The organism is Leisingera sp. ANG-S5 (assembly GCF_000813925.1).
Lineage (GTDB): Bacteria > Pseudomonadota > Alphaproteobacteria > Rhodobacterales > Rhodobacteraceae > Leisingera.
In genome coordinates this window covers 16,936-38,823 of the sequence record NZ_JWLH01000021.1, presented here as the reverse complement: position 1 = coordinate 38,823, position 21,888 = coordinate 16,936, and the positions used below count along the sequence as shown (strand labels likewise).

The window sequence follows — 21,888 nt, the reverse complement described above, 5'->3', positions numbered from 1 at the left end:
CCAGGAATCGAAGAAAACAAACAGAATCCCCCCAACGGATTCTCACAGGAGCCTACTTCCTGTCAGAACAACCCGAGCAGTGAGGCAATGCCCCGGGCGAAGCATCAAGCTCAGACGGGCGCCGCACAACTGCGGGGCACTCAGAACTTTCGAACAGGGAGGTTAGCTTTTGAGCTCACCCAGCCCCTCCGCAAGAGAAGTGCGCATGCCCGCTTCTTCCATGTGCAACCGCAGCCGCTGATTATACCCGCCCGGCGTATTCAGCGCTTCGATCAGATCCGCGCATCCTGACGCCTGCAGGCTGGTGGACACCAGCATCCGCAAAAAGGCCTCCCCTTGCGCGGGGTCCGATACCCGCTGCCCAAGCCAGTCCGCAGCATCCCCCACCAGGCGCGCAGCCGGCGAGAGCACTGCCTGGGCCGCCAGATAGGACTTCAGCTCCGCTCCGTCTTGAAGCGCAAAAACCCGGTTGTCCGGCTCGAAAATCCGGCCAAGCAGGGCGGTATCCCCGAGGGCCATGATTGGAGAGCAGCCCTGTGCGATGCCGGGAAACGGCATCATGACCGCTGCCGCCGTTGCTGGTGCAGCCCAGTCCGCAACCTGCTCCAGCTCCGCGCCCGCCATGAACGAGACCACTTGCTGGTCCGCCCGGAAGGTCAGGCCGCCCAGAACTGCCTCCGCAATCTCCGCCATCAGGCCCAGGAAGACCACGTCGCTCGCATCGATCACGGCCTGGTTTCCGCACACGGCCACATCTTCAAAGGCCTCGGCAAGCGCCAAAGAGTGGCTTGCGCTGCGTTCCGAGACGGTGATCTGGTGGCCCTTGCCCGCCAGCCCCCGAACCACAGCGGAGGCGATGGTGCCACACCCCAGGACTCCCAGACGCATATCAGATCTCCTTCATCAGCCGCAGCGCATCATAGATCGCCGCGTGAGTGTTGCGCGCAGAAACTGCATCGCCGATGCGGAACAGCTGGAACCGGCCTGCAGAATTAGTGCGAATTGATTGGGGGCGGCCGCTGATCAGGGCGCTTTGGTCCACCTCGCCCCGGTTGGCCGATGCGTCCTTGAGCGCAAAGTAGAGGTCGTCGAGCGGCAGGGTGCCATAGTTCAGAACCACCTGATCATACTCCGCCTGATAGGTATGGCCGCTGTAGTCCGTGCCGATGGACGCCGTCAGCCTGTTGCCGCTGCGCGCCAGCCCCTGCAGGCGGCGGGCAACTGTGAAGGTCACATCCTTGTCCTGCAGCGCCCGCATGTATGGCACCAGGTTCATGCCCATGATGTCAGGGGCAAAGGTCCGGTCGGGGGTCATCACCTCCACTTTGGCGCCCGCATTTGCCGCAGATTCAGCTGCCATCAGGCCCGGATGGTCGCCGCTTTCGTCATAGATCAGCACGTGCCCGGCAGGCTTCACATCGCCGGAGATGACGTCCCAGCTGGACACCGCATGAGGAAGGTCGCTGCCGGTTTCATGCAGCATCATGCAGGGCATTCCGCCGGTCGCCACGATCACAACATCCGGATCCAGCGCCTGCACATCCTCTGCTTCGGCCCAAGTGTTGAAGCGGAACGCCACGCCCCGGGCTGCGCATTGCGCCATGCGCCAGTCGATTATGCCGATCATCTCCGCCCGGCGCGGGTTCTGCACGGTCAGCCGGACCTGGCCGCCCGGCTCTGCCGCGGCTTCGAATACGGTGACGTCATGGCCGCGTTCGGCCGCCACACGCGCGGCTTCCAGGCCGCCCGGCCCGGCACCCACAATCACCACTTTCTTGCGGGTCTCAGCCGGGGTGATCTGGTGCGGCATCGTGAGTTCGCGCCCGGTGGCCGCATTGTGGATGCACAGCGCCTCCCCCGCCTGATAGATCCGGTCCAGGCAATAGGTGGCGCCGACGCAGGGGCGGATATCGTCTTCCCGCCCTTCCATGATCTTCTTCACGATATGCGGGTCGGCCATATGGGCGCGGGTCATGCCCACCATATCCAGCAGACCGCTGGCAACCGCATGGCGAGCCGTTGCCACATCGGGGATGCGTGCGGCGTGAAAGGTCGGCATGCCTGTTGCCTTCTTCACCTCTCCGGCAAAATCAAGGTGCGGCGCCGACGTCATGCCCTGCACCGGGATCACATCCGTCATCGCCGGGTCGGTATGGATGCGCCCACGGATCACGTTGAGGAAGTCCACCATGCCGCTGGCGGCAAGACGCTTAGAGATTTCCAACCCCTCCTCCGGGGTGATCCCGCCCTTTTCCGCCTCGTCCGCGGTGTAGCGAAGGCCGACGATGAACTCAGCCCCCACCCGGTCCCGCACCGCCTGCAGCACGTCCATCGGAAACTTCATCCGGCCGTCCAGCGTCTGCCCGCCGTAAGGCCCGTCCAGGTCATTGGTCAGCGGCGACCAGAATTGATCCAGCAGGTGGCCGTAGACCTGCAGTTCGATCCCGTCCATGCCACCCTCCTTCATCCGCTCCGCTGCGTCGGCGAAGTCGGAGATGATGCGGGTGATGTCCCAGTCCTCAGCCAGTTTCGGGAAAGACCGGTGCGCTGGCTCCCGGTGGCGCGAGGAGCTGACGGACGGCAGCCAGTCGCCCTTGTTCCAGCCGGTGCGGCGGCCTAGGTGGGTAAGCTGGATCATAACCGCCGCGCCGTGTTCGTGCAATTGATCCGTGAGGTTGCGGATCCAGGGAACCACCTCATCCTTGTAGGCGAGGATATTGTTGAACACCGGCGGGCTGTCGCGGCTGACCGCGGCCGATCCTGCGGTCATGGTCAGCGCCACGCCCGCCTTGGCCCGCTCCGCGTGATAGGCGGCATAACGTTCCTTGGGCATGCCGTCCTCCGGATAGGCGGGCTCGTGGCTGGTGGTCATGATCCGGTTGCGAAGCGTCAGATGCTTCAGCTGATAGGGCTGCAGCAGCGGATCCTTGGACATGGGCGTCTCCTGGCATGATGTCTTGGCTTGGCGGCGGATTTTTCGTCCATCTTGACACATATGTCGATAAAACTTTCACACCTGTCAAGAAAAGTTGCGCCTGCCCCGGCCCGCTGCTATGGCTGGCGCATGGACACACAGGACATTTCCCGCCCGCGGCTGAGCGAAGAAGACTGGCTGGCAGCCGCCTATGAAGTTCTGACGGAAAGCGGTGTGGAAGCGGTGAAGGTGATGCCGCTGGCCAAGCGGCTTGGCGTATCGCGCACCAGTTTCTACTGGCACTTCAAGGACCGCGAGGAACTGCTGGAAGCGATGGTGCAGCGCTGGGAGGAAAGGAACACAGGCAATCTGGTGGCCCGCACCGAAGCCTATGCCGAGAGCATCGCCGAGGCGATGTTCAACCTGTTCGACTGCTGGATCGACCCGGAGCTGTTTGATTCCAGGCTGGATCTGGCCATCCGCAACTGGGCACGAAATGACAGCCGCCTGCAGGAAAGGCTGGACCTTGCCGACGCCCGCCGCGAACGGGCCATGACAGATATGTTCTTGCGCTTCGGCTATCCGGAGGCGGACGCGCTGATCCGCGCGCGGGCGATGATCTACACCCAGATCGGCTATATCTCTATGCAGGTGCACGAAAGCACGGAATACCGGATTTCGCTGATGCCCGGCTGGATCAAGGTGTTCACCGGCACCCGCCCTGAACAGCGGGAACTTGACCGGTTCCTGGCCCGGCACCGATAGGGGCAGACCGCTGTACTTTCTTTGAAAGGCGCACTCCCGCCTGCCAGGCTGGCATCACAAATGCCCGCCCGCCAGTTGGACCGGGCGCCGCGCCTGAAAGGCGCGGCGCGGGTCGCTTCGGGCAATGCCCGAAGCGAAATTTCTCCTCTCCACGTGCCGCCCTTACCGCCTCCGGTAATGATGCACGCTGACGCGCCGGGCGCCCGCCCGGCGCCACCAAATGAAACGGGCGCGGAACCCTTGGTTCCGCGCCCGCCTTGTTTCATCAGGCATAACTGACGGCCTATTCGGCTGCAATCTGCCCTTCGATCTTCTCGACCTTCACCGCCGAGAACTTGAACTCGGGGATCTTGCCGTAGGGGTCCAGCGCCGGGTTGGTCAGGATGTTGGCCGCCGCCTCCACATAGGCAAAGGGTACAAACACCATGTCCTCGGCAATTGCCCTGTCGGCACGTGCCATGATCTCGATCGAGCCACGGCGGGTCGACAGGCGGATCATCTCGCCCGGCTCGATGCCCATCAGCTTGAGCGTGCGCGGGTTGAGCGAGCAGTTCGCTTCCGGCTCCACCGCATCCAGAACTTTGGACCGGCGGGTCATTGACCCGGTGTGCCAGTGCTCCAGCTGACGGCCGGTGGTCATGATCATCGGATACTCCGCATCCGGCGCTTCATCCGGCGGGATCACCGATGCAGGGGTAAAGCGGGCGCGGCCCTCGGGGCGCGGGAAGCCGTCACCGAACACAATCGCCTGACCGGGGTCGGTCTCATGCAGAGACGGATAGGTGATGGTCTCGGTTTCCAGACGCTCCCAAGTGATGTTGTTCAGCGACTTCATGTTCAGCTTCATCTCCGCAAAGACTTCGCTGACATCCTTGTAGTCCCACGGCAGGCCGATGCGCTGCGCCAGTTCGACAGTGACCTGCCAATCCTCACGCGCTTCACCCGGAGGAGCCACCGCGGGGCGCACCCGCTGCACCTGGCGGTTGGTGTTCGACACGGTACCGTTCTTCTCATAGAGCGCCGAGGCCGGCAGGATGATGTCGGCATAGTTCGCCGTCTCGGTCAGGAAGATGTCCTGAACGATCATCAGCTCCAGCTTGGCAAAGGCATCGCGGGCGTGATCGGCATCCGGGTCGGACATCGCCGGGTTTTCACCCTGGATGTACATGCCCTTGATGTTGCCGGCATAGGCCTGATCGACGATCTCTGTCACGGTGAGGCCCTTCTCGTTCGAGAAGTCGCCGCCGCCCCAGACATCGGTGAAGCTCTTGCGGACATCATCCGAGGTCACGGTCTGGTAATCCGGCAGGAACATCGGAATGAGGCCCGCGTCAGATGCGCCCTGCACGTTGTTCTGGCCGCGCAGCGGGTGCAGGCCGGCGCCCGGCTTGCCCACATTGCCGGTCATCAGCGCCAGCGAGATCAGGCAGCGCGAGTTGTCGGTGCCGTGAATGTGCTGGGACACACCCATGCCCCAGAAGATCAGGCCGGCCTTGCCACCCGCAAATGTGCGGGCAACGCTGCGCAGCTGCTCAGGCGAGACGCCGCAGATTTCCGACATCTTCTCAGGCGTGAATTGCGCCAGATGCTGTTTTTCCGCTTCCCAGTTCTCGGTGTATTTGTCGATGTATTCCTGGTCGTACAGGCCTTCCTCGACAATCACGCTCATGATTGCGTTCAGCATCGACACGTCCGCGCCGGGGCGGAACTGCACCATTTCGGTGGCAAACCGGCGCAGGCCGACGCCGCGCGGATCCATCACAATGAGCTTGCCGCCGCGCTTGGTGAACTGCTTGAAGTAGGTCGCCGCCACCGGGTGGTTCTCGATCGGGTTGGAGCCGATGACGATCGCCACATCCGCGTTTTCGATCTCGTTGAAGGTTGCGGTCACAGCACCGGAGCCGACGTTTTCGATCAGCGCCGCAACAGAGGACGCGTGGCACAGACGGGTGCAGTGGTCGACGTTGTTGTGCTTGAAGCCCTGGCGGATGAACTTCTGGAAGAGGTAGGCCTCCTCATTAGTGCATTTCGCCGAGCCGAAGCCAGCCACCGATTTCGGGTTTTCGTCGCGCAGCTTGATCAGGCCCTTGGAAGCCAGATCCATCGCCTCTTCCCAGGTTGCTTCGCGGAAATGGGTCGACAGGTTGCCCGGATCGACGTTCAGGCCTTTGGCGGGCGCGTCGTCGCGGCGGATCAGCGGCTTGGTCAGGCGGTGCGGATGGTGGATGTAGTCAAAGCCGAAGCGGCCCTTGACGCACAGGCGGCCTTCGTTTGCCGGGCCGTTGATGCCCTCGACATGCTTGACCTTGCCATCCTTGACCTTGAGCGAGACCTTGCAGCCGACGCCGCAGAACGGGCAGACGCTTTCGGTCTCAGAATCGTAGTCCTTGCTGTCGCCAACCTGGTTTTCATCCAGCACGGTGGCGGGCATCAGCGCGCCGGTCGGGCAGGCCTGCACACATTCGCCGCAAGCCACACAAGTCGATTGGCCCATCGGGTCAGCAATATCGAAGGTCGGATAAGCGTCGTGGCCCCGGCCGGCCATGCCGATCACATCGTTCACCTGCACTTCACGGCAGGCGCGCACGCACAGACCGCAGGAGATACAGGCGTCCAGATTCACCTTCATGGCAACGTGGCTGTCATCCAGCAGCGGAATGCGGCCTTCTTCCAGCTTGGGGAAACGGCTCTCGGTGACGCCATTCAGCTCAGCCATGTCCCACATGTGGGAGGACTTGTCATGCGCCTCTTCCCGCTTGGGCTGGTCGGCCACCAGCAGTTCCATCACCATCTTGCGAGCGTTTTCGGCACGCGCATTGTTGGTGGTGACAACCATGCCTTCAGCGGGTTCGCGGATGCAGGAGGCCGCCAGCGTGCGCTCGCCCTCGATCTCCACCATGCAGGCACGGCAGTTGCCGTCAGGACGGTAGCCCGGCTGCGGCTTGTGGCACAGGTGCGGGATCTTCAGCCCGCGGCCGTTGGCGACTTCCCAGATGGTCAGGCCCTTCTCAGCCGTAACCTGTTCACCATCGAGTGTGAATGTGACTTTATCGCTCATGGCTCAGACCTCATCCGGAAAATGTTTCATGGTCAGGCGGATCGGGTTCGGCGCAGCCTGACCCAAGCCGCAGATCGAGGCATCAACCATCGCGGTGCTCAGCTCTTCCAGCAGGCCCTGATCCCACTTCTTCTCGCTCATCAGCTTGACGGCTTTTTCGCAGCCCACCCGGCAGGGGGTGCACTGGCCGCAGCTTTCGTCTTCGAAGAAGCGCAGCATGTTCAGCGCCGCGTCGCGGGCGGAGTCCTGATCAGACAGGACAACCACGGCAGCGGAGCCGATGAAGGTGCCATGCGGCTGCAGCGTGTCGAAGTCGAGCGGAACATCATTCATCGACGCAGGCAGCAGGCCCGAGGACGGACCGCCCGGCTGGTAGGCCTTGAAGGCGTGGCCGTCCAGCATACCGCCGCAGGCCTCGATGATGTCGGTGATAGTGGAACCCGCGGGCAGCAGATGCACGCCCGGGTTCTTCACCCGACCCGAAACCGAGTAGCTGCGCAGCCCTTTGCGGCCGTTCTTCTCAACCGAGTTCAGGCATTCCGGGCCTTCACGGTTGATCTTGCAGACCCAGTACAGGGTCTCGACGTTGTGTACGAGGGTCGGGCGGCCGAAGACACCCACCTGCGCCACAAATGGCGGACGGTGGCGCGGCTCGCCGCGCTTGCCTTCGATCGACTCGATCATCGCGCTTTCTTCACCGCAGATATAGGCCCCTGCCCCGCGGCGCAAATCGATGTAGCCTTCCTCGACGATGCCGGCGTCTTCCAGCGCCTTGATCTCGCGGCGCAGGATCTCCAGCACCGCCGGATATTCGTCGCGCATGTAGATAAAGGCTTTCTCGGCCTCGACCGCCCAAGCGGCGATCAGCATGCCTTCCAGGAAGACGTGCGGGGTGCGCTCCAGATAGTAACGGTCCTTGAATGTGCCGGGTTCGCCTTCGTCGCCATTCACAGCCAGATAGCGCGGGCCTTCGTTGGCACGCACAAAGCCCCATTTGGTGCCGGACGGAAAGCCAGCGCCGCCCAGGCCGCGCAGACCGGCTTCTTTGACTTTCGCCTGAACCGCTTCCCAGTCGCCATTGGCACGCAGGTCTTTCAGCGTGGCATAGCCGCCTTCCGCTTCATAAGCAGCGAAGGTTTCATACTCGGGCACGTGTGCATGGGTGTCGTCTGCCGCAATCGCCGCTTCCACTTTCTCCACAGTCGCGTGGTCGATGTGGTTGTGGCCGATTTCCAGAACCGGGGCAGTGTCGCAGCGGCCCATGCAGGGCGCGCGCAGCACGCGAACCTGGGAAGCATCCAGACCGTCTTCCAGCGCCTTTTGCAACTGCTGGGCACCCGCCAGTTCGCAGGACAGCGAATCGCAGACCCGGATGGTCAGTGCGGGCGGCGGTGTCTCGCCTTCCTTCACCACATCAAAATGGGCGTAGAAGGTGGCGACCTCATAGATCTCTGCCTGACCGGTCCGCATCTCCTCGGCCAGCGCCCGGATATGCGCGGCGCTGAGGCAGCCGTATTTGTCCTGAATCAGGTGCAGGAACTCAATCAAGAGGTCACGGTTGCGCGGGCGGTCCCCCAGCAGTTCCTGAACCTCGCTCAGCGCGATGTCGTCGACCTGGCGGCCTTTGGGCGTTTTGCGCCCTTTGCCTTTGCCGGACTTCCATACGCCCTTGCTATCATCCAATGGTGCCATGGGATCCTCCAGTCAGCACGTCTTTCATTCAGCCAATGCCATCAAGAATGAATATCGTCAAATCTGGAAATTGGATTGCACGATCAGAAAATCTTATGACGCCATTTGCGGCATCCTATCGTCTACAAACGTCGCAACTACCTCTTTCAAAGCGCGCACAGTTGTGAGTTCCGGGGTCCGGTCCAGAGTCGCAATGCAAATCGGGCGCGCCTGCTCCGGCTCCACCAGCGCCAGAACCCGGGTACCACCAAGCTCGCCCAGCGCCTGCATCAGCGCCCGCGGCAGGATGGTCGCAGCCGAGCCTTCCCGCGCCAGCACCATCGAGGCCATGAAGCCGTTGGATTCGGACACGATCTCCGGCTTCAGCCCCAGATCGGCAAAGATCCGGTCCAGAATCCGCCGGTTCTGCATCTGCTGGTCCAAAAGGCTCAGCGGCAGTTCCGCGGCCTCAGCCCAACTGATCGTATCGCCACGCTCCGCCACCATGTCTTCCGGCGCCAGCAGCACATAACTTTCCTCGTACAGAGGCTGAACCGTCACCAGTTCGCGCCCAATACCATCAGCATAGGTAATTCCGGCGTCAATTGTACCATCATACAGACGCTGCTGAATAGCCAGCGAGGTGGTGACCTCCACCTGTGCCAGAATCCGCGGATAGGCCTGATGCACCTGATCCACCAGCTGCGCCGCCCAGGCAGTGGCGGTCGGCACCACTCCCAGAACCAGTGTGCCGCTCACCTCGCCGCGAGTGGCAGCGATCTCCTGTTCCAGCGCCTTGGCATCATCCAGGATCGACCGCGCCCGGCGCACGATCATCATGCCTTCCTCCGTCAGCCCCTGAAAACGGTTGGCCCGGCGCACAATGGAAAGACCCAGCCGCTCTTCCAAGTTTCTGATCCGCATCGAAAAGGCCGGCTGCGACATGCCGCAATCAGCGGCTGCCTTGGCGAAATGCTTGTGCCGCGCCAGCGCCGTCAGCAGCATAAGGTCCTTGAGCTCGATCATGTTGGAACCTTAAGCCGCTGCCGCCGGTCTGTACAATGGAACAGTTGCCGGCTCAGTCCTGACTGCCGGATCCTGCAGCTCCCGGCGCGGATCCGTACAGCCCTGTCAGTTCCTCCAGAACTGCCAGGGCATTTTCCAACTGCACCGCGATCCCCGGGCGGTCCGCAAGCGCCCGCCCCAGCCTTTCATCCCGGGCCATCCGCATCTCTGCGACTGTCCGGCAGCCCTCTTCCGTAAGGCTGTAGGACACACCGGAACGGCCGGCCCCTTTCTTTTGCGTAAGCCCGGCAGAGGCCAGCTTGCGCAAGGAATACTGGATGTTGGGAATATCCACGCGATTGGTGATCCGGGCCATTTCCTTGATTGACTTGGCCCGGCCGCCATCACCAATCAGCAGCAAAAGGGTGATTTCAGCCCCCGACAGCGTCGCGCTGCTCAGCTGTTCAAAGTTCTCTGCCTGCCAGCGGATCAAGCCTTCGTGTGCCCGCTGCATCGCCAGTTCCAGGCTATGCAGCTTTTCCCTGGCCAGTTCGGCAGACGGATGTGAATATGTGGAAGGGCCGACTGAATGATCCAACGAACAACTCCAATAAATGCTGCCGGAAACGGCAAAAATGCTGCGGATTAGAATATCCGGCGCATACCGCGCCTGCCCGGCGAACACTCCGTTGCAATAACTCCCCCTGCCGGGGGACCGGGCGCAATTCCGAAAATCCAATTCAAATGACCCGCAACATATCCAACCAAATTCTCCAGACTGCAATACCCCGCCGGATATTGCAGCAGGTCTGGGAAAGGCTGGGCGCGGCCGAGGTGAAGGAGCAGCGTTGAAGTTGCGGAACTCAGTTCTGATGCCGTTTGGCCAGAAGTGCAGGACGCCACCACAAGGCAGGGGCTGCCTGCGGGCAAAGAAGCTCAGCCCAAAACGAGGTTCTGCAAATCGCGCCGTTTGATGGCGTAGCGGGCGAGCCCTCCATAGGCTGCGCGCACCTGAGCCCTGCCCGGTTTGCCGGACAGGTAATTTGCGGCCGTCAATTCGGGAAACAGGTCAAACAGCTCCTGCCTGCCGTCATCGGTCAGTCCGCGAACAGCTTCGGGGCCGGGCCAGAAGGTCTCGGTTGCAGCGCCTTCAGCGAAAATTACTTCGTGCTGCTCTGTCATGAGATGGACATAGGTGACCGGGCCGTTCATTTCGCTCAGTTGGGTGCAGTTCGGGTCGATCTCCGCCAGCAGTTTGGCCGTCATGAAGCTCTCTTCGAACTGGCGGTCCCCCGCAAAGGCCTTGCGCCCAACCAGCAGACGGTGCTGCGGCGACAGCAGCATCGGCCGTTCCGGGGACAGTAAGCCGCCCGGGTGTACTCTGTAAGGGCGCAGTTGCGGACGCCGGGCCAGATCTTCAGGGCTCAGAGTACGGCTGCCGGTCCAGATCACCGGCTGATAGCCATTGTCAGCGGTCTGCAAAAAATCCCCAACGCGGATCTGCCCGGCCGGCACCGCCCCGCGCCGGGTGGCCAACATGACTTCCGGTGTAAAACAAGGGATGCCGGCGGAATACATCTGCGGCGCAGTGGACATCTGCGCCGGAGTGACCCCCTGAAGGACCAGCTTTTCACCGCTCGGGAAGGTGAGCAGGGCATTGCCGAATCCGTCATCGCTGACAGAAATATCCCAGGCGCGCACCGCACCGGCAGGCCCGGTGCCGCCTGTCAGGTCCGAGACGTCCAGTTGGTCATTGTAGAAGCCGTCGCTGTCGTCATCGGCGATGCTGAAATCGGTAATCGTATCGGTGCCGCCGCCGCCGCTCAGGATCAGTTCGTCATAGCCGGTGCCGCTGGTGATCGAGTCATCACCGGCACCGAATGTCACTGTGTCGTCACCGGCACCTGCGTCAATCACGGTGCCGGCGCTGTCGGCAGAAGCGTCCACGACATCCGCCTGATCCGTCAGGTTGAGCGCCTCGACCTCGGAGAAGGTGATCGTGTCGGTGCCGTCGGTAATGGTGCCGGCTTCGTCCCCGGTATAGGTGACCGTGACGCCTGTCGTGACGCCTGAAACGTCGACGGTATCATAGTCGTTCCCGGCCTCGCCGCCGGTCAGGGTGTCATTGCCGAACCCGTCCGACATCTCAAAAGTATCGGCATCGGCCTCGCCATGCATCACGTCGGCGCCGCTGCCGCCAATCAGCAGGTCGTCATCGTTACCGCCGTACATCGTGTCGGCGCCGTCGCCGCCTTCCAGCGTGTCGTTGCCGTCTGTCGCTACGATACTGTCGTCGCCGGTGCCGCCAACAAGGCTGTCATCCCCGGCCGAGTTTCTGAGCGTATCGTTGCCTGCACCGCCAATCAGCGTGTCGTTGCCCAAGCCAGTGGTGAGGCTGTCATCGCCGTCGCCGCCCTCGATATAGTCGTCACCGTCGCCGCCGGAGATCGTGTCGGCGCCAAGACCGCCGATCAGGGTATCCGCTCCTGACCCGCCGTCCATCACATCGTCGCCGTCGCCGCCGTCCATACTGTCGTTGCCGGCCTCGCCGTACATCAGGTCCGCATCGGCGCCGCCTGCCATCACATCGTTATCATTGCCGCCGTACAACGTGTCGTTGCCATCGCCGCCTTCCAGCGTGTCGTTGCCATCGGTTGCTACAATGCTGTCGTTGCCGGTGCCGCCAACAAGGCTGTCATCGCCAGCCGAGTTCTGCAGGGTATCGTCGCCTTCGCCACCGATCAGGGTGTCATTGCCCAGCCCGGTGCTCAGGAAGTCATTGCCTTCGCCGCCTTCGATATAGTCGTTGCCGTCGCCGCCGGACAGCGTATCGCCACCTGCTCCGCCTATCAGCGTATCGGCGCCTGCCCCGCCGTCCAGGACGTCGTCTCCGTCGCCGCCATCAAGGCTGTCATCGCCCTCCTCGCCCAGCAGCGAGTCATTGCCGCCCTGCCCGAAAACGATGTCATTGCCGTCGCCGCCCAGCACGGTGTCCGCGCCTTGCTCGATAGGAGTGACAACGGCATCGTCGATGACGTCCCCGGACAAGGTGAAACCCGCCAGGCCATCACGGGTTTGAAGGGTGAATTCAATTGACGACCGGTCCTCGAAACCTGCAGAGAACCAGGCGTCCTGATCGGTGTACGCATTGAACTGCGTCCCGGCCGCCGTCACCAAATTGCCATTGGTCGAGGTATCGAGCGAGGTAGTCGATGAAACACCAAAGGAAGTGAAGCTGTTACCGTCAATGATGACCGCCTCAGCATCACCGTAGCCGCTGTTGTCGTCGATATCGTTGAAAGTGGCTGTGGAATTCAGGTAAACCGGCTCACCCGTTGCCGGATCGAAGAATTCCAGCCGGAACGTCGCCTGATCGCCTGCCTGATCGCCTTCCAACAAGATTTCGGCGCCGTCGGTGTAGCCGAACTGCACCGACATATTCGCGTTCGATTTCTCAACCAGGACCAGCTTGCCCCAGACCTTGGTGCCATCCTCCAGCGTTGCGACATCGCTGAAGACAGCATAATCACCTGCAGACCCCGTCCAGCCGTCATGCGATATAGTCTGGATGTTGTCGATCTTCAGCTCGAGCGGACTGGCATCCGCTCCCTGATCGAAACCGTCCCCCATGTCGCCATAGATAACGTCATCGCCTTCGCCACCATCAATGACGTCGCTGCCTTCCTCACCCGCAACAGTGTCGTTGCCCAGGCCCGCTTCGATGATGTCATCACCGGTAGAACCGGCAAGCTTATCGTTGCCCCCAGTACCTTTCAAAGTCGCAAGAAGGCCGGAGAGCCAATCAGGTATAGGCATGTTTCAATCTCGTTTCTTGGCCAAGGGCCGACGCTCCCAAACGGGCAAAACAATTCAGGAAAAGGCAGCGCAGCTGCGGTCTTTAGTACACGTATCCCGGTAATGAATGGTAAACCCGCCGGGCATCATGACTCTTTATTTTCGGACCTGCGGAGAGGGACCGGAATGATCTGCGGCAACGTTCAACTGCTGACCCAAAGCCCTCCGGACATCATTTCCCTGACCAGCTGCACATGATTCGCTCCGCCCGGACAGCATTCCGGTAAAAGTGAGTCAAAAAAATTGTGGCTCCACACTGCCTTTTCGCCCCCAAAACAGGAGGCAGCGCGCATTTTAACGGCCCTGAAATGAATCCCTCGGAGTGTTCTCCTGCCCAGCACCTCACTGCTGGCACCGCCAATGGCCGCTTTCAGGCAGTCCGGCAGACTGAAATGTTGATGGGAACTTCGCCGTAATGACTCGACTGTTTAAATTCTGGAACAACATGCGGCTGGGCCGCAAGCTGCCGCTTTCAATTGCCGCGCCGACAATCTTTCTGACGCTTGCTTCAGGCTTTTTCTTTGCCTGGGAGGCCGGGCAGGCGCTGAAATCCAACCGCGAGGCGGCCTATGCCACGCTTCTGGAAGAGCGCAAGGAAGCGCTGGAGAATTGGGTTGCGGGGTTGCGGTCCCAGACCCGGACGCTGGTCGCCAGCAAGGCAGTTGAAACCGCTTTGCGCGACTTCTCCAACGGTTTCTACTCGCTTGGCGACGATCCCAGCAGCTATCTGCGCGCATCCTATGCCGATGGTAACCCAAACCCGGCAGGCGAACGCTACAAACTGCTGGACGCCAAAGACAAATCCGCATGGTCCATCCGCCATAAGATGAACCACGCCGGTTTTGTGACCTTCCTTGAAGAGCAGGGTTTTCTGGATGCCTATCTTTTGGATGTGCAGGGCAACATGGTCTACTCGGTCCACAAGAATGAAGACTTCGCGCTGAACTATCTGGACGGACCGTATAAGGACAGCGGACTGGGCCAGGCCTTCCGCACCGCCCTGGAAATGGAACAAGGCAATGTCTTCCTGTCAGAAATGGCTGCCTATGAGCCGGATGGCGGGGCGGCGGCAATGTTTATCTCTTCGCCCGTCTTCAAGAAAGGCGCGATCATGGGGGCGCTGGTTCTGCGCGTGCCGGTAAACGGTATCTCCGGCATCCTGTCCCATTCAGCGCTGCTCGGAGAAACCGGGCAGGCTTACCTAGTGCGCGGCGACGGCATCGCCCTTACCGCGTCGGACCGTGAAGACGGCCATCAAGTCCTGACAAAGCTGCCCGAGCTGCAGCAGATCACCGCAGCGCTCAGCGGCGGGGAAAGCAGCTTCTCCGGAACCCCCGGGCTTGCCGGCCAGGCGGTTGAGGCAATGGCTGCCAGCGTCGGGCTGGACGACCGCACCTGGGGAATTGTGCTGGAAGTCGACAGCGCTGAGGCCCTAGCCGCCGAGAAAAGCCTGGTCAATGCCTCCATGCTGCAGGCCGTTGGCGTTGCCCTCGCAGTGGCGCTGCTCTCTTGGATTGCGGCCCGCGGCATTGCACGCAAGGTATCCGGCCTGTCGGACAGCGTCGAACACATTGCTGCCAAGGACTATGATCATCCTGTTGCCGGGCTGGGAACCGGCGACGAATTCGGCAATATCGCCGGTATTCTGGAAGGCTTCAAATCCGATCTGCAAAATGCCCAGCTTGCCGAAGAGGAACGGGCGGAAGCGCAGCGCGAGCAGGACCTTGTGGTGAACGAATTGCGCACTGGCCTGACCCATCTGGCCCAGGGCAATTTTTCAACCACGATCGACACCCCTTTCCCCGAGGCCTACAAAGGCCTGCGGCTGGACTTCAACCAGACGGTCAACACCCTGAATGCAACCGTCCGCGAGGTGGTGGAGGCCACCACCAGCATCCGCAACGGCACCTCGGAAATCAGCCAGGCATCCGACGACCTGTCGCAGCGCACCGAAAGCCAGGCTGCAACTTTGGAACAGACAGCCGCAGCTCTCGATCAGATGACCGCCAGCGTCAAGGCAGCCGCCAATGGCGCGCGCGAAGTGGAAGCCGCAATGAACGAGGCCCGGGACGAAGCGAAAACCAGCGGCGAAGTCGTACAGAACGCGGTATCCGCTATGAACGGCATTGAGGAATCCGCGCGCCATATTTCGCAGATCATCGGGGTGATTGACGACATTGCCTTCCAGACCAACCTCCTGGCCTTGAATGCGGGTGTCGAGGCCGCCCGCGCAGGTGACGCGGGGCGCGGATTTGCCGTCGTCGCCTCCGAAGTGAGGGCGCTGGCGCAGCGCTCCTCGGATGCGGCGATGGAAATCAAGGCGCTGATCTCCAATTCAGGCGAGCAGGTCGAAAAGGGCGTGGACCTTGTTGGAAAAGCAGGCGAAGCACTGCACAGCATCGTGTCGCAGGTGTCGCATATTTCGGGGCTGGTGTCGGACATTGCCGAAGGTGCGGCTGAACAGTCCACCGGCATTGGCGAGATCAATACCGGGGTGATGCAGCTGGATCAGGTCACCCAGCAAAACGCCGCCATGGTCGAGCAGATGACAGCGGCGGGCCAGCTGCTGAACGGCGATGCCTCAAATCTGGCCGGACTGGTGGCGCAATTCAACGTCGGGCTGGACATGCCTGCACCGCGTCAGGCCCCAGAGCCGGAACTTCCCACGGCGCATGGAACCGGCTGGGATGAAGTGCCGCAGGCGCCGGCTGCCATGCCGGTCTCGGACGGATCAGCCGCCTTGGCGAAATGGCAGGATTTCTGATCTTGCTGGGCGGCCGATGCAAATCGGCTGCCGCATGTGCCACACCTGCTCGGCCGCCAGCCGCAATGATGTTGTGAAAACCGGATTTTCAGACTTTAAAAGGAAAATGGGACAGAACCGAACACTTGGCTCAATCAAAGGCCGCAATTGCCAACAGTGTTTCTGAAAAAGCAAAGGTGGCTGGATGGCCGTGTCAAATTTCCCCGCAAGCTGGCTGCGCGCCCTTAGCAACAGGACTTACCTGCCTGCGCTGCTTGCTTTGGCCGTGGTCTGCGCTGCGGGGCTTTATGCCGAAAGACAGAACGCCACGATCCATTACCAGTCCCAGCGCGCTGATACCCAGCAGGCGGCAGGGATGGTCAAGTCCCGCCTCGAAGGGCAGCTGAACGGCGACTACCAGCGGCTGCGCGGCCTATCGGCCATGCTGGCCACCGAACCGGACATGGGACAGGAGCGGTTCAGCCGGATTGCTGCTCAGGTTCTGGAGGGAAAGACCGCCATCCGGCATATCGCGGCGGCTCCAGGGCTAGTGGTTTCTCTGGTTCATCCAATGCGGGGCAACGAAGCGGCCCTTGGATTAGACTACAACAGGAACGATGCCCAGCGCGCCGCCGCACACCGGGTGCGTGACAGCGGCGAGATGGTGCTGGCAGGACCGGTTGACCTTGTTCAGGGCGGCACCGGATTCATCTACCGCCTGCCGATTTTTACCGGCACCGGGACGAAGCGGACGTTCTGGGGTATCCTGTCAGCAGTCGTTGAAACAGAGACTCTTTATGCAGCAACGGAGTTAAACAGCGGCGGCGGCTTGGACATTGCGTTGACCGGGCGCGACGGCACCGGGGCGGCTGGCCGGCAATTCTTTGGTTCAACTGGCATTCTTTCAGACCACCCGGTGGTTATGGACATCAGCCTCCCCGCTGGTTCCTGGCAGCTGGCGGCCCGTCCGCGAGGCGGGTGGCAAGAAAACCCTGACAACCTGTGGCAGCTGCGGCTTGCCCTGCTGGCGGCCGGCACTCTGATCGTGTTCCCAACCTTTCTGGCCGGCAGGCTGTCCGCAGCACGGCAAGCTGTGATCGGCAAACTGCGCTACAGAGAGGCTGAACTGGAGGCCGTCTCACGGCGGTTGGAAATTGCGGTCAAAACATCCAAGGTCGGGATCTGGGAGTACGACGGCACGACCCGCCAGGCCAGCTGGGACAGCCGGATGCATGAGCTGTACGATGTGCCCGAAGAACAGGGCCCGCCGAGCGCGGCGGCCTGGGCCGAAAAACTGCATCCTGACGACCGCGGCAGGGTTCTCGACGCCCTCGAAACGGCTGAACAGAATAACACGAGCTTTGCGTCTGATTTCCGAATCGTCCTGGACAACGGCACGCTCAAGCACATCCGGGCACTGGCCAGCCCGTTCACCGACGCGCGCGGCCGGAACTGGATGATCGGTGTAAATTGGAATGTGTCCGAGGATGTCCGCCTGCGCGAGGAACTGATCTGCGCCAACCAGACCCTGTCCGAAAGGAACAGCGAGCTGAAACAAGGCAAACAGGCCTTGGAACAGGCGCATGCTGAACTGCAAAAACAGCAGGCGGAACTGCACCGCCTGTCGCTGGTGGCCAAACACGCGTCCGACAGCATTATCCTTACAGACGCAGAAAGGCGGATTCTCTGGGTTAACGATGCATTTACGCGGGCAACCGGCTATTTGGCCGATGACGCTATCGGCCGCACGCCTTCGGAACTTCTGGACGGACCGAACACCGACGCCAAGGTGATTCAGGAAATGAACCGGCACAAGGACCTTGGCATCCGCTACCACAACGAGGTTCTCAATTACACGAAGGCTGGTGACGAGGTCTGGTTTGACACCAACATCGTGCCGGTCACGAACGCGGACGGATCCGTGGATCTGATCATTGGTATCGAACGGGACATCACAGGCAGCAAACAACGTGAACGCGAGCTGGCCGAAGCCAAACTAGCCGCGGAACAAGCCGACCGCGCCAAATCTGAGTTTCTGGCCAACATGAGCCATGAGATCCGCACACCGATGAATGGCATCATTGGTATGGCTGACCTCCTGGCAGAGGCGGAACTGCCGCCAGACGAACAGCAAAACGTGGAGACCATCCGCAGCTCGGCCCAGGCGCTGCTGAAGATCATCAACGACATCCTCGACCTGTCGCGGCTGGAAGCGGGCAAATTTTCTATCACCAGTGAAGACTTCAATCTGCGCGATTGCGTCAGCAGTGCTGCAAATCTGTTCCGTCCGAAAGCGCAGGAAAAAGGCCTGCCGCTGGAAATCAGCTACGCAGACGGGTTGCCGGAACGAATGCACGGGGATGACGGGCGGATGCGCCAGATCCTGGTCAACCTGATTGGCAACGCCGTGAAATTCACTGCAGAGGGCAAAATCGCCGTCCGGATCTCACATGCGCCCGGTGATCTATATCGTCTGGTTATTGAAGTGGAGGACAGCGGCATCGGGATCTCCGAGAACCAGGCGCGCCACATCTTCGACCGGTTCACTCAAGCTGATGCGGCAACAACTAAGGCATTTGGCGGCACCGGACTGGGTTTGACCATTTCCAGTATGCTTGCAAAGCGGATGGGCGGCGGCATCTCAGTATTATCTGAACTTGGCCAGGGTTCTTGCTTCCGCCTGGAGCTGCAATTGGCCCCGTCAGGCGAAGCATCAAGCCAAACGGACGCTTTCCCCCTGGAAAGCGCCCCGCAGCTTGCCCCCTGCAAGGTACTCTTGGCCGAAGACAATCAGACTAACAGGCTGCTAATCCGCAAATACCTGCGCGGCCAGCCGGTGGAGCTGGCCGAAGCCGCGAACGGCCGCACAGCGGTGGACCTGTGCAAACAGCTGCAACCGGATATCATCCTGATGGACATGTCCATGCCGGTGCTGGACGGAATCGGCGCAACCCGGGAAATCCGCAGCTTAGCCATCCCTCAGCCTGCCATCGTGGCCCTGACAGCCAACGCGTTTGCAAGCGATCAGCAAGCTTGCCTGGATGCGGGGATGGACAAATTTCTTGCCAAACCCGTGAAAAAGGCCGTGCTGCTGCAAACACTGGCGGCGTTTCTGACGGAGCGGCCAGCTCAGCAAGAGCCTCGTGCCAGTGCCTGAACACAACTGCTGACGGCCCTTCTGCCTCTCTTTTATACAGCTGCTCCGATCAGCCCTACACCAGCTGCCATCAGCACCGCCGCGCCCAGCCGCCGCATCCAGTAGCCTTCCTTGAGAAACACAAAGCCGATCAAAGCCGCAAAAATCACCGAGGTTTCCCGCAGCGCGGACACCGCCCCCAGCGGTGCAAAGTTCTTGGCGTAAAGCACCAGCCCGTAGGCCGTCATCGACACCAGCCCGCCCGCAATGCCCAAAACCCAGACTTTCCCTGGCAGCGCAGCGAGGCTGCGCCGCCTGCGGAATGCGACAAAACCGGCAATAAAGATGTGCAGGAAAGCACCCCAGGCCCAATAGCTGAGCGTATTGCCTGAAAGGCGCACGCCCAACCCGTCGACGACAGAGTAGATCGAAATGCAAAAGCCAGTTCCCGCCGCAAAGCCAAAAGCCGCACGCCCAACCCCCGAACGCAGTGCCTTCCAACTGCTAAGCTGGATACCGAAGGCAATCACTGCAATTCCTGCCCAGGCCTGCAACGGCAGCATTTCCCCCGCGAAGGCCATCGCCCATAGGCCCACAAGGGCTGGCACGATACCCCGGGCAATCGGGTACACCACGCTGAGGTCACCGTGCTGATAGGCGCGGCCCAGCATGTAGTAGTAGCCGAAATGCACGACGGTCGACGCCAGAATATGAGGAAAACTCTCTGCCGACGGCAACGGCAGAACTGCAATCATCACTGCACTTGGAATCACCTGGCCGAACGCCACGAGACCAAGGGTGGTAGTGCGGTCGGCGGCCGTCTTTACGATAGCATTCCACAGCGCATGCAGCAGGGCAGCAGATAGAATGATGGCAATTACGGGAAGCGTCATATCCTGTTCAGTCTTTCGGCAAGAACCCGTCGGCGGAACTTTCGTCTCCTGCGCCTTCAGGCATTTCCTCGATCAGGCGTGTCTCCAGCAGCTGTCCGTTGCGGTAGAGCACGGGGGTGGCGACGGCGGCGATGTGGCTGTTGAACTCGCGCAGGGCCCGCAGCGTCTCCAGGTGGATGTCGGAGGTCTCGAAACTCTCCCGCCCGCCGTTTTGCAATCGGCTCAGGTGGCGCTTGCGGCTGTCATGCTCCATCCGTTTCAGCTCGGTCTTCTCCAGGCTCAAGAGCCGGGCGCTTTCCAGATCGTCGGAGATCAGCACATTGGAGGCCAGCTGCAGATTGGCCTGGATCGCCTCATGCATGCGGGTGATTTCCAGCCAGCCGTCCTTTGAAAAGCTGAGGCCCTTCTTGTTCATTTCGCCTGCCAGCACCGTCAGGCGCCGCGCCACCACGTCGCCCGCGGTCTCCAGCCGGATGGCGTATTCCATCAGGCTGCGGGCGGTCTTCAGCTCCGCCTTGCTGAACGCCTCTTCCGGGATTGCGGCCACATAGCGGCGGATGCCGGAGAGGCAGGCGTTGACCTCATCATCCATCCGCTGCACCGCCCTGATCTGCTCCTTGCTGCCGCCCTGATACAGCTCCAGCACCGGGCGGAACATGGCGTCGACCTGATCGGCCATCCGCAGCAATTCGCGCTTGAGGTTGGCCACCGCCTGGGCCGGAGAGCCGTAGCTGCCCTGCTCCAGCGCGCTGGCCGCCCGCCCCGGCGCTGCGGTTCCGGCCTGTGCGGGCTCGGGAAAACTGCGCATGAACAGCCCCTCCAGCGGGGTGCAGACCGGCAGCGCCAGCAGCAAGAGCGATGCGTTGAAGGCGAGATGCGCATTGACCAGCATCTGGCCGCCCTGCGGGTCACCCAGCCAGCCCTGGCGCAGCGCCAGATTGGCGCCGAACAGGCAAATCACCGCCCAGGTGCCGCGCAAGGCCAGGTTGGCATAGGGAATGCGCCGCGCCTTCAGCGCCATGCCGCGGCTGAGCCAGACCGGAATGAAGGCAGAGCCGAAATTGGCCCCCAGCACCAGCGACAGCCCGGCGGCAAAGGGGATGGCCCCGATCTGCACCAGGGTGACGCACATCAGGATCGCCGCGACGGAGGAATGCATCACAAAGGCCAGCGCGCCGCCGACCAGGAAGGCGGTGATATAGTCGCGCGCCAGGTAGCCCGCCACCGCAGGCAGAAAGGCGCTGTCGCGGATCGGGTCCATTGCCTCGCGCAGAAAGCGCAGCGAAATCAGGATGAAGGCGACACCCATCAGGATCCGCCCCAGCTGGCGCGCCTTCTTGGCCTCGGTCTTGACGAACAGGTAGCCGCCGACCGCCAAAAGCACCGGCACCAGCCAGTCGAGCTTGAACGACAGGATCTGGATGATCAGCGCCGAGCCGAGATCGCCGCCAAGCACAATCGCCAGCCCGGTTGGAAAGGCGAGATAGCCGCTGGCGGCAAAGCCGGAGGTCAAGAGCGCCACCGCCGCCGAGCTTTGCAGCACAATCGCCAGGATCAGCCCCATCAGCCCCGCCTGCAAATGGCTTTGGCGCCCAGTCAGCAGCCGCTGGAACGAGGCCCCGTAGCTGCGCTCAATCCCGGTCCGCACCATCCGAACCGCATAAAGCAGCAGCATCGTCGCACCCGCAAGGCTGATCAGAAAAGTCAGTATTGCCATGTATATGTCCGCTCAAGGCCTCCTGCAGACGCGATTCCGCTGCTGACACGGCCTTAGTGCCGCCCAGCCTAGACAGCAACTGATATTCCCGCCGCTCCGGCCCCTGAATTTTTCTTCTGAGTTCCCAGAGC

The 21,888-nt window shown here is 61.6% G+C and carries 12 protein-coding genes; 3 read left to right on the top strand and 9 right to left on the bottom strand.

Features of this window, described 5'->3' with window-relative positions; all coding sequences use genetic code 11:
• Positions 1-162: 162 nt before the first annotated feature.
• A complete protein-coding gene (locus RA25_RS20430) occupies positions 163-888 on the bottom strand; it encodes an NAD(P)-binding domain-containing protein (RefSeq protein WP_039174765.1) in 726 nt (241 codons plus the stop codon).
• A 1-nt stretch (position 889) separates the two neighbouring features.
• A complete protein-coding gene (locus tag RA25_RS20425) occupies positions 890-2,935 on the bottom strand; it encodes an NADH:flavin oxidoreductase (RefSeq protein ID WP_039174764.1) in 2,046 nt (681 codons plus the stop codon).
• A 129-nt stretch (positions 2,936-3,064) separates the two neighbouring features.
• Here RA25_RS20425 and RA25_RS20420 point away from each other — a divergent pair, with 129 nt between their 5' ends.
• A complete protein-coding gene (locus tag RA25_RS20420; RefSeq protein WP_019297404.1) occupies positions 3,065-3,679 on the top strand; it encodes a TetR/AcrR family transcriptional regulator in 615 nt (204 codons plus the stop codon).
• Between the two features lie 283 nt (positions 3,680-3,962).
• Here RA25_RS20420 and fdhF read toward each other — a convergent pair whose 3' ends face one another.
• From fdhF to RA25_RS20395, 5 genes are all read right to left on the bottom strand, one after another.
• Positions 3,963-6,737: a formate dehydrogenase subunit alpha gene (fdhF, locus tag RA25_RS20415; protein WP_039174763.1), complete on the bottom strand. Its 2,775-nt coding sequence runs from the start codon at positions 6,735-6,737 to the stop codon at positions 3,963-3,965.
• A gap of 3 nt (positions 6,738-6,740) precedes the next feature.
• The gene (locus RA25_RS20410; protein ID WP_039174762.1) at positions 6,741-8,429 is read right to left on the bottom strand and encodes an NAD(P)H-dependent oxidoreductase subunit E; all 1,689 of its coding nucleotides are present in this window, start codon (positions 8,427-8,429) and stop codon (positions 6,741-6,743) included.
• Positions 8,430-8,522: 93 nt separating this feature from the next.
• Positions 8,523-9,434 carry a LysR family transcriptional regulator gene (locus RA25_RS20405; RefSeq protein WP_019297401.1) on the bottom strand — a complete coding sequence of 304 codons (912 nt, stop codon included), beginning with the start codon at positions 9,432-9,434 and terminating at the stop codon, positions 8,523-8,525.
• Positions 9,435-9,486: 52 nt separating this feature from the next.
• A complete protein-coding gene (locus RA25_RS23355; RefSeq protein ID WP_237754590.1) occupies positions 9,487-10,197 on the bottom strand; it encodes a winged helix DNA-binding protein in 711 nt (236 codons plus the stop codon).
• Positions 10,198-10,349: 152 nt separating this feature from the next.
• Positions 10,350-13,229, bottom strand: a complete 2,880-nt coding sequence (locus tag RA25_RS20395) for a Hint domain-containing protein (RefSeq protein ID WP_039174761.1) — start codon at positions 13,227-13,229, stop codon at positions 10,350-10,352.
• Between the two features lie 454 nt (positions 13,230-13,683).
• Here RA25_RS20395 and RA25_RS20390 point away from each other — a divergent pair, with 454 nt between their 5' ends.
• Together RA25_RS20390 and RA25_RS20385 are read left to right on the top strand one after the other, a co-directional pair.
• The gene (locus RA25_RS20390; protein ID WP_082008962.1) at positions 13,684-16,032 is read left to right on the top strand and encodes a methyl-accepting chemotaxis protein; all 2,349 of its coding nucleotides are present in this window, start codon (positions 13,684-13,686) and stop codon (positions 16,030-16,032) included.
• Between the two features lie 184 nt (positions 16,033-16,216).
• Positions 16,217-19,168 carry an ATP-binding protein gene (locus RA25_RS20385; RefSeq protein WP_039174760.1) on the top strand — a complete coding sequence of 984 codons (2,952 nt, stop codon included), beginning with the start codon at positions 16,217-16,219 and terminating at the stop codon, positions 19,166-19,168.
• Positions 19,169-19,200: 32 nt separating this feature from the next.
• Here RA25_RS20385 and RA25_RS20380 read toward each other — a convergent pair whose 3' ends face one another.
• Together RA25_RS20380 and RA25_RS20375 are read right to left on the bottom strand one after the other, a co-directional pair.
• Complete coding sequence (locus RA25_RS20380) at positions 19,201-20,040, bottom strand: DMT family transporter (protein WP_039174759.1); 840 nt, start codon at positions 20,038-20,040, stop codon at positions 19,201-19,203.
• Positions 20,041-20,047: 7 nt separating this feature from the next.
• Positions 20,048-21,757 (bottom strand): Na/Pi cotransporter family protein, encoded by a 1,710-nt coding sequence (locus RA25_RS20375; RefSeq protein ID WP_052254323.1) that lies wholly within the window; start codon positions 21,755-21,757, stop codon positions 20,048-20,050.
• Positions 21,758-21,888 lie beyond the last annotated feature (131 nt).

Coding starts and splice junctions, on each gene's coding strand:
- RA25_RS20430 (WP_039174765.1), bottom strand. CDS start 888: ATGCGTCTGGGAGTCCTGGGGTGTGGCACCATCGCCTCCGCTGTGGTT.
- RA25_RS20425 (WP_039174764.1), bottom strand. CDS start 2,935: ATGTCCAAGGATCCGCTGCTGCAGCCCTATCAGCTGAAGCATCTGACG.
- RA25_RS20420 (WP_019297404.1), top strand. CDS start 3,065: ATGGACACACAGGACATTTCCCGCCCGCGGCTGAGCGAAGAAGACTGG.
- fdhF (WP_039174763.1), bottom strand. CDS start 6,737: ATGAGCGATAAAGTCACATTCACACTCGATGGTGAACAGGTTACGGCT.
- RA25_RS20410 (WP_039174762.1), bottom strand. CDS start 8,429: ATGGCACCATTGGATGATAGCAAGGGCGTATGGAAGTCCGGCAAAGGC.
- RA25_RS20405 (WP_019297401.1), bottom strand. CDS start 9,434: ATGATCGAGCTCAAGGACCTTATGCTGCTGACGGCGCTGGCGCGGCAC.
- RA25_RS20395 (WP_039174761.1), bottom strand. CDS start 13,229: ATGCCTATACCTGATTGGCTCTCCGGCCTTCTTGCGACTTTGAAAGGT.
- RA25_RS20390 (WP_082008962.1), top strand. CDS start 13,684: ATGACTCGACTGTTTAAATTCTGGAACAACATGCGGCTGGGCCGCAAG.
- RA25_RS20385 (WP_039174760.1), top strand. CDS start 16,217: ATGGCCGTGTCAAATTTCCCCGCAAGCTGGCTGCGCGCCCTTAGCAAC.
- RA25_RS20380 (WP_039174759.1), bottom strand. CDS start 20,040: ATGACGCTTCCCGTAATTGCCATCATTCTATCTGCTGCCCTGCTGCAT.
- RA25_RS20375 (WP_052254323.1), bottom strand. CDS start 21,757: ATGGCAATACTGACTTTTCTGATCAGCCTTGCGGGTGCGACGATGCTG.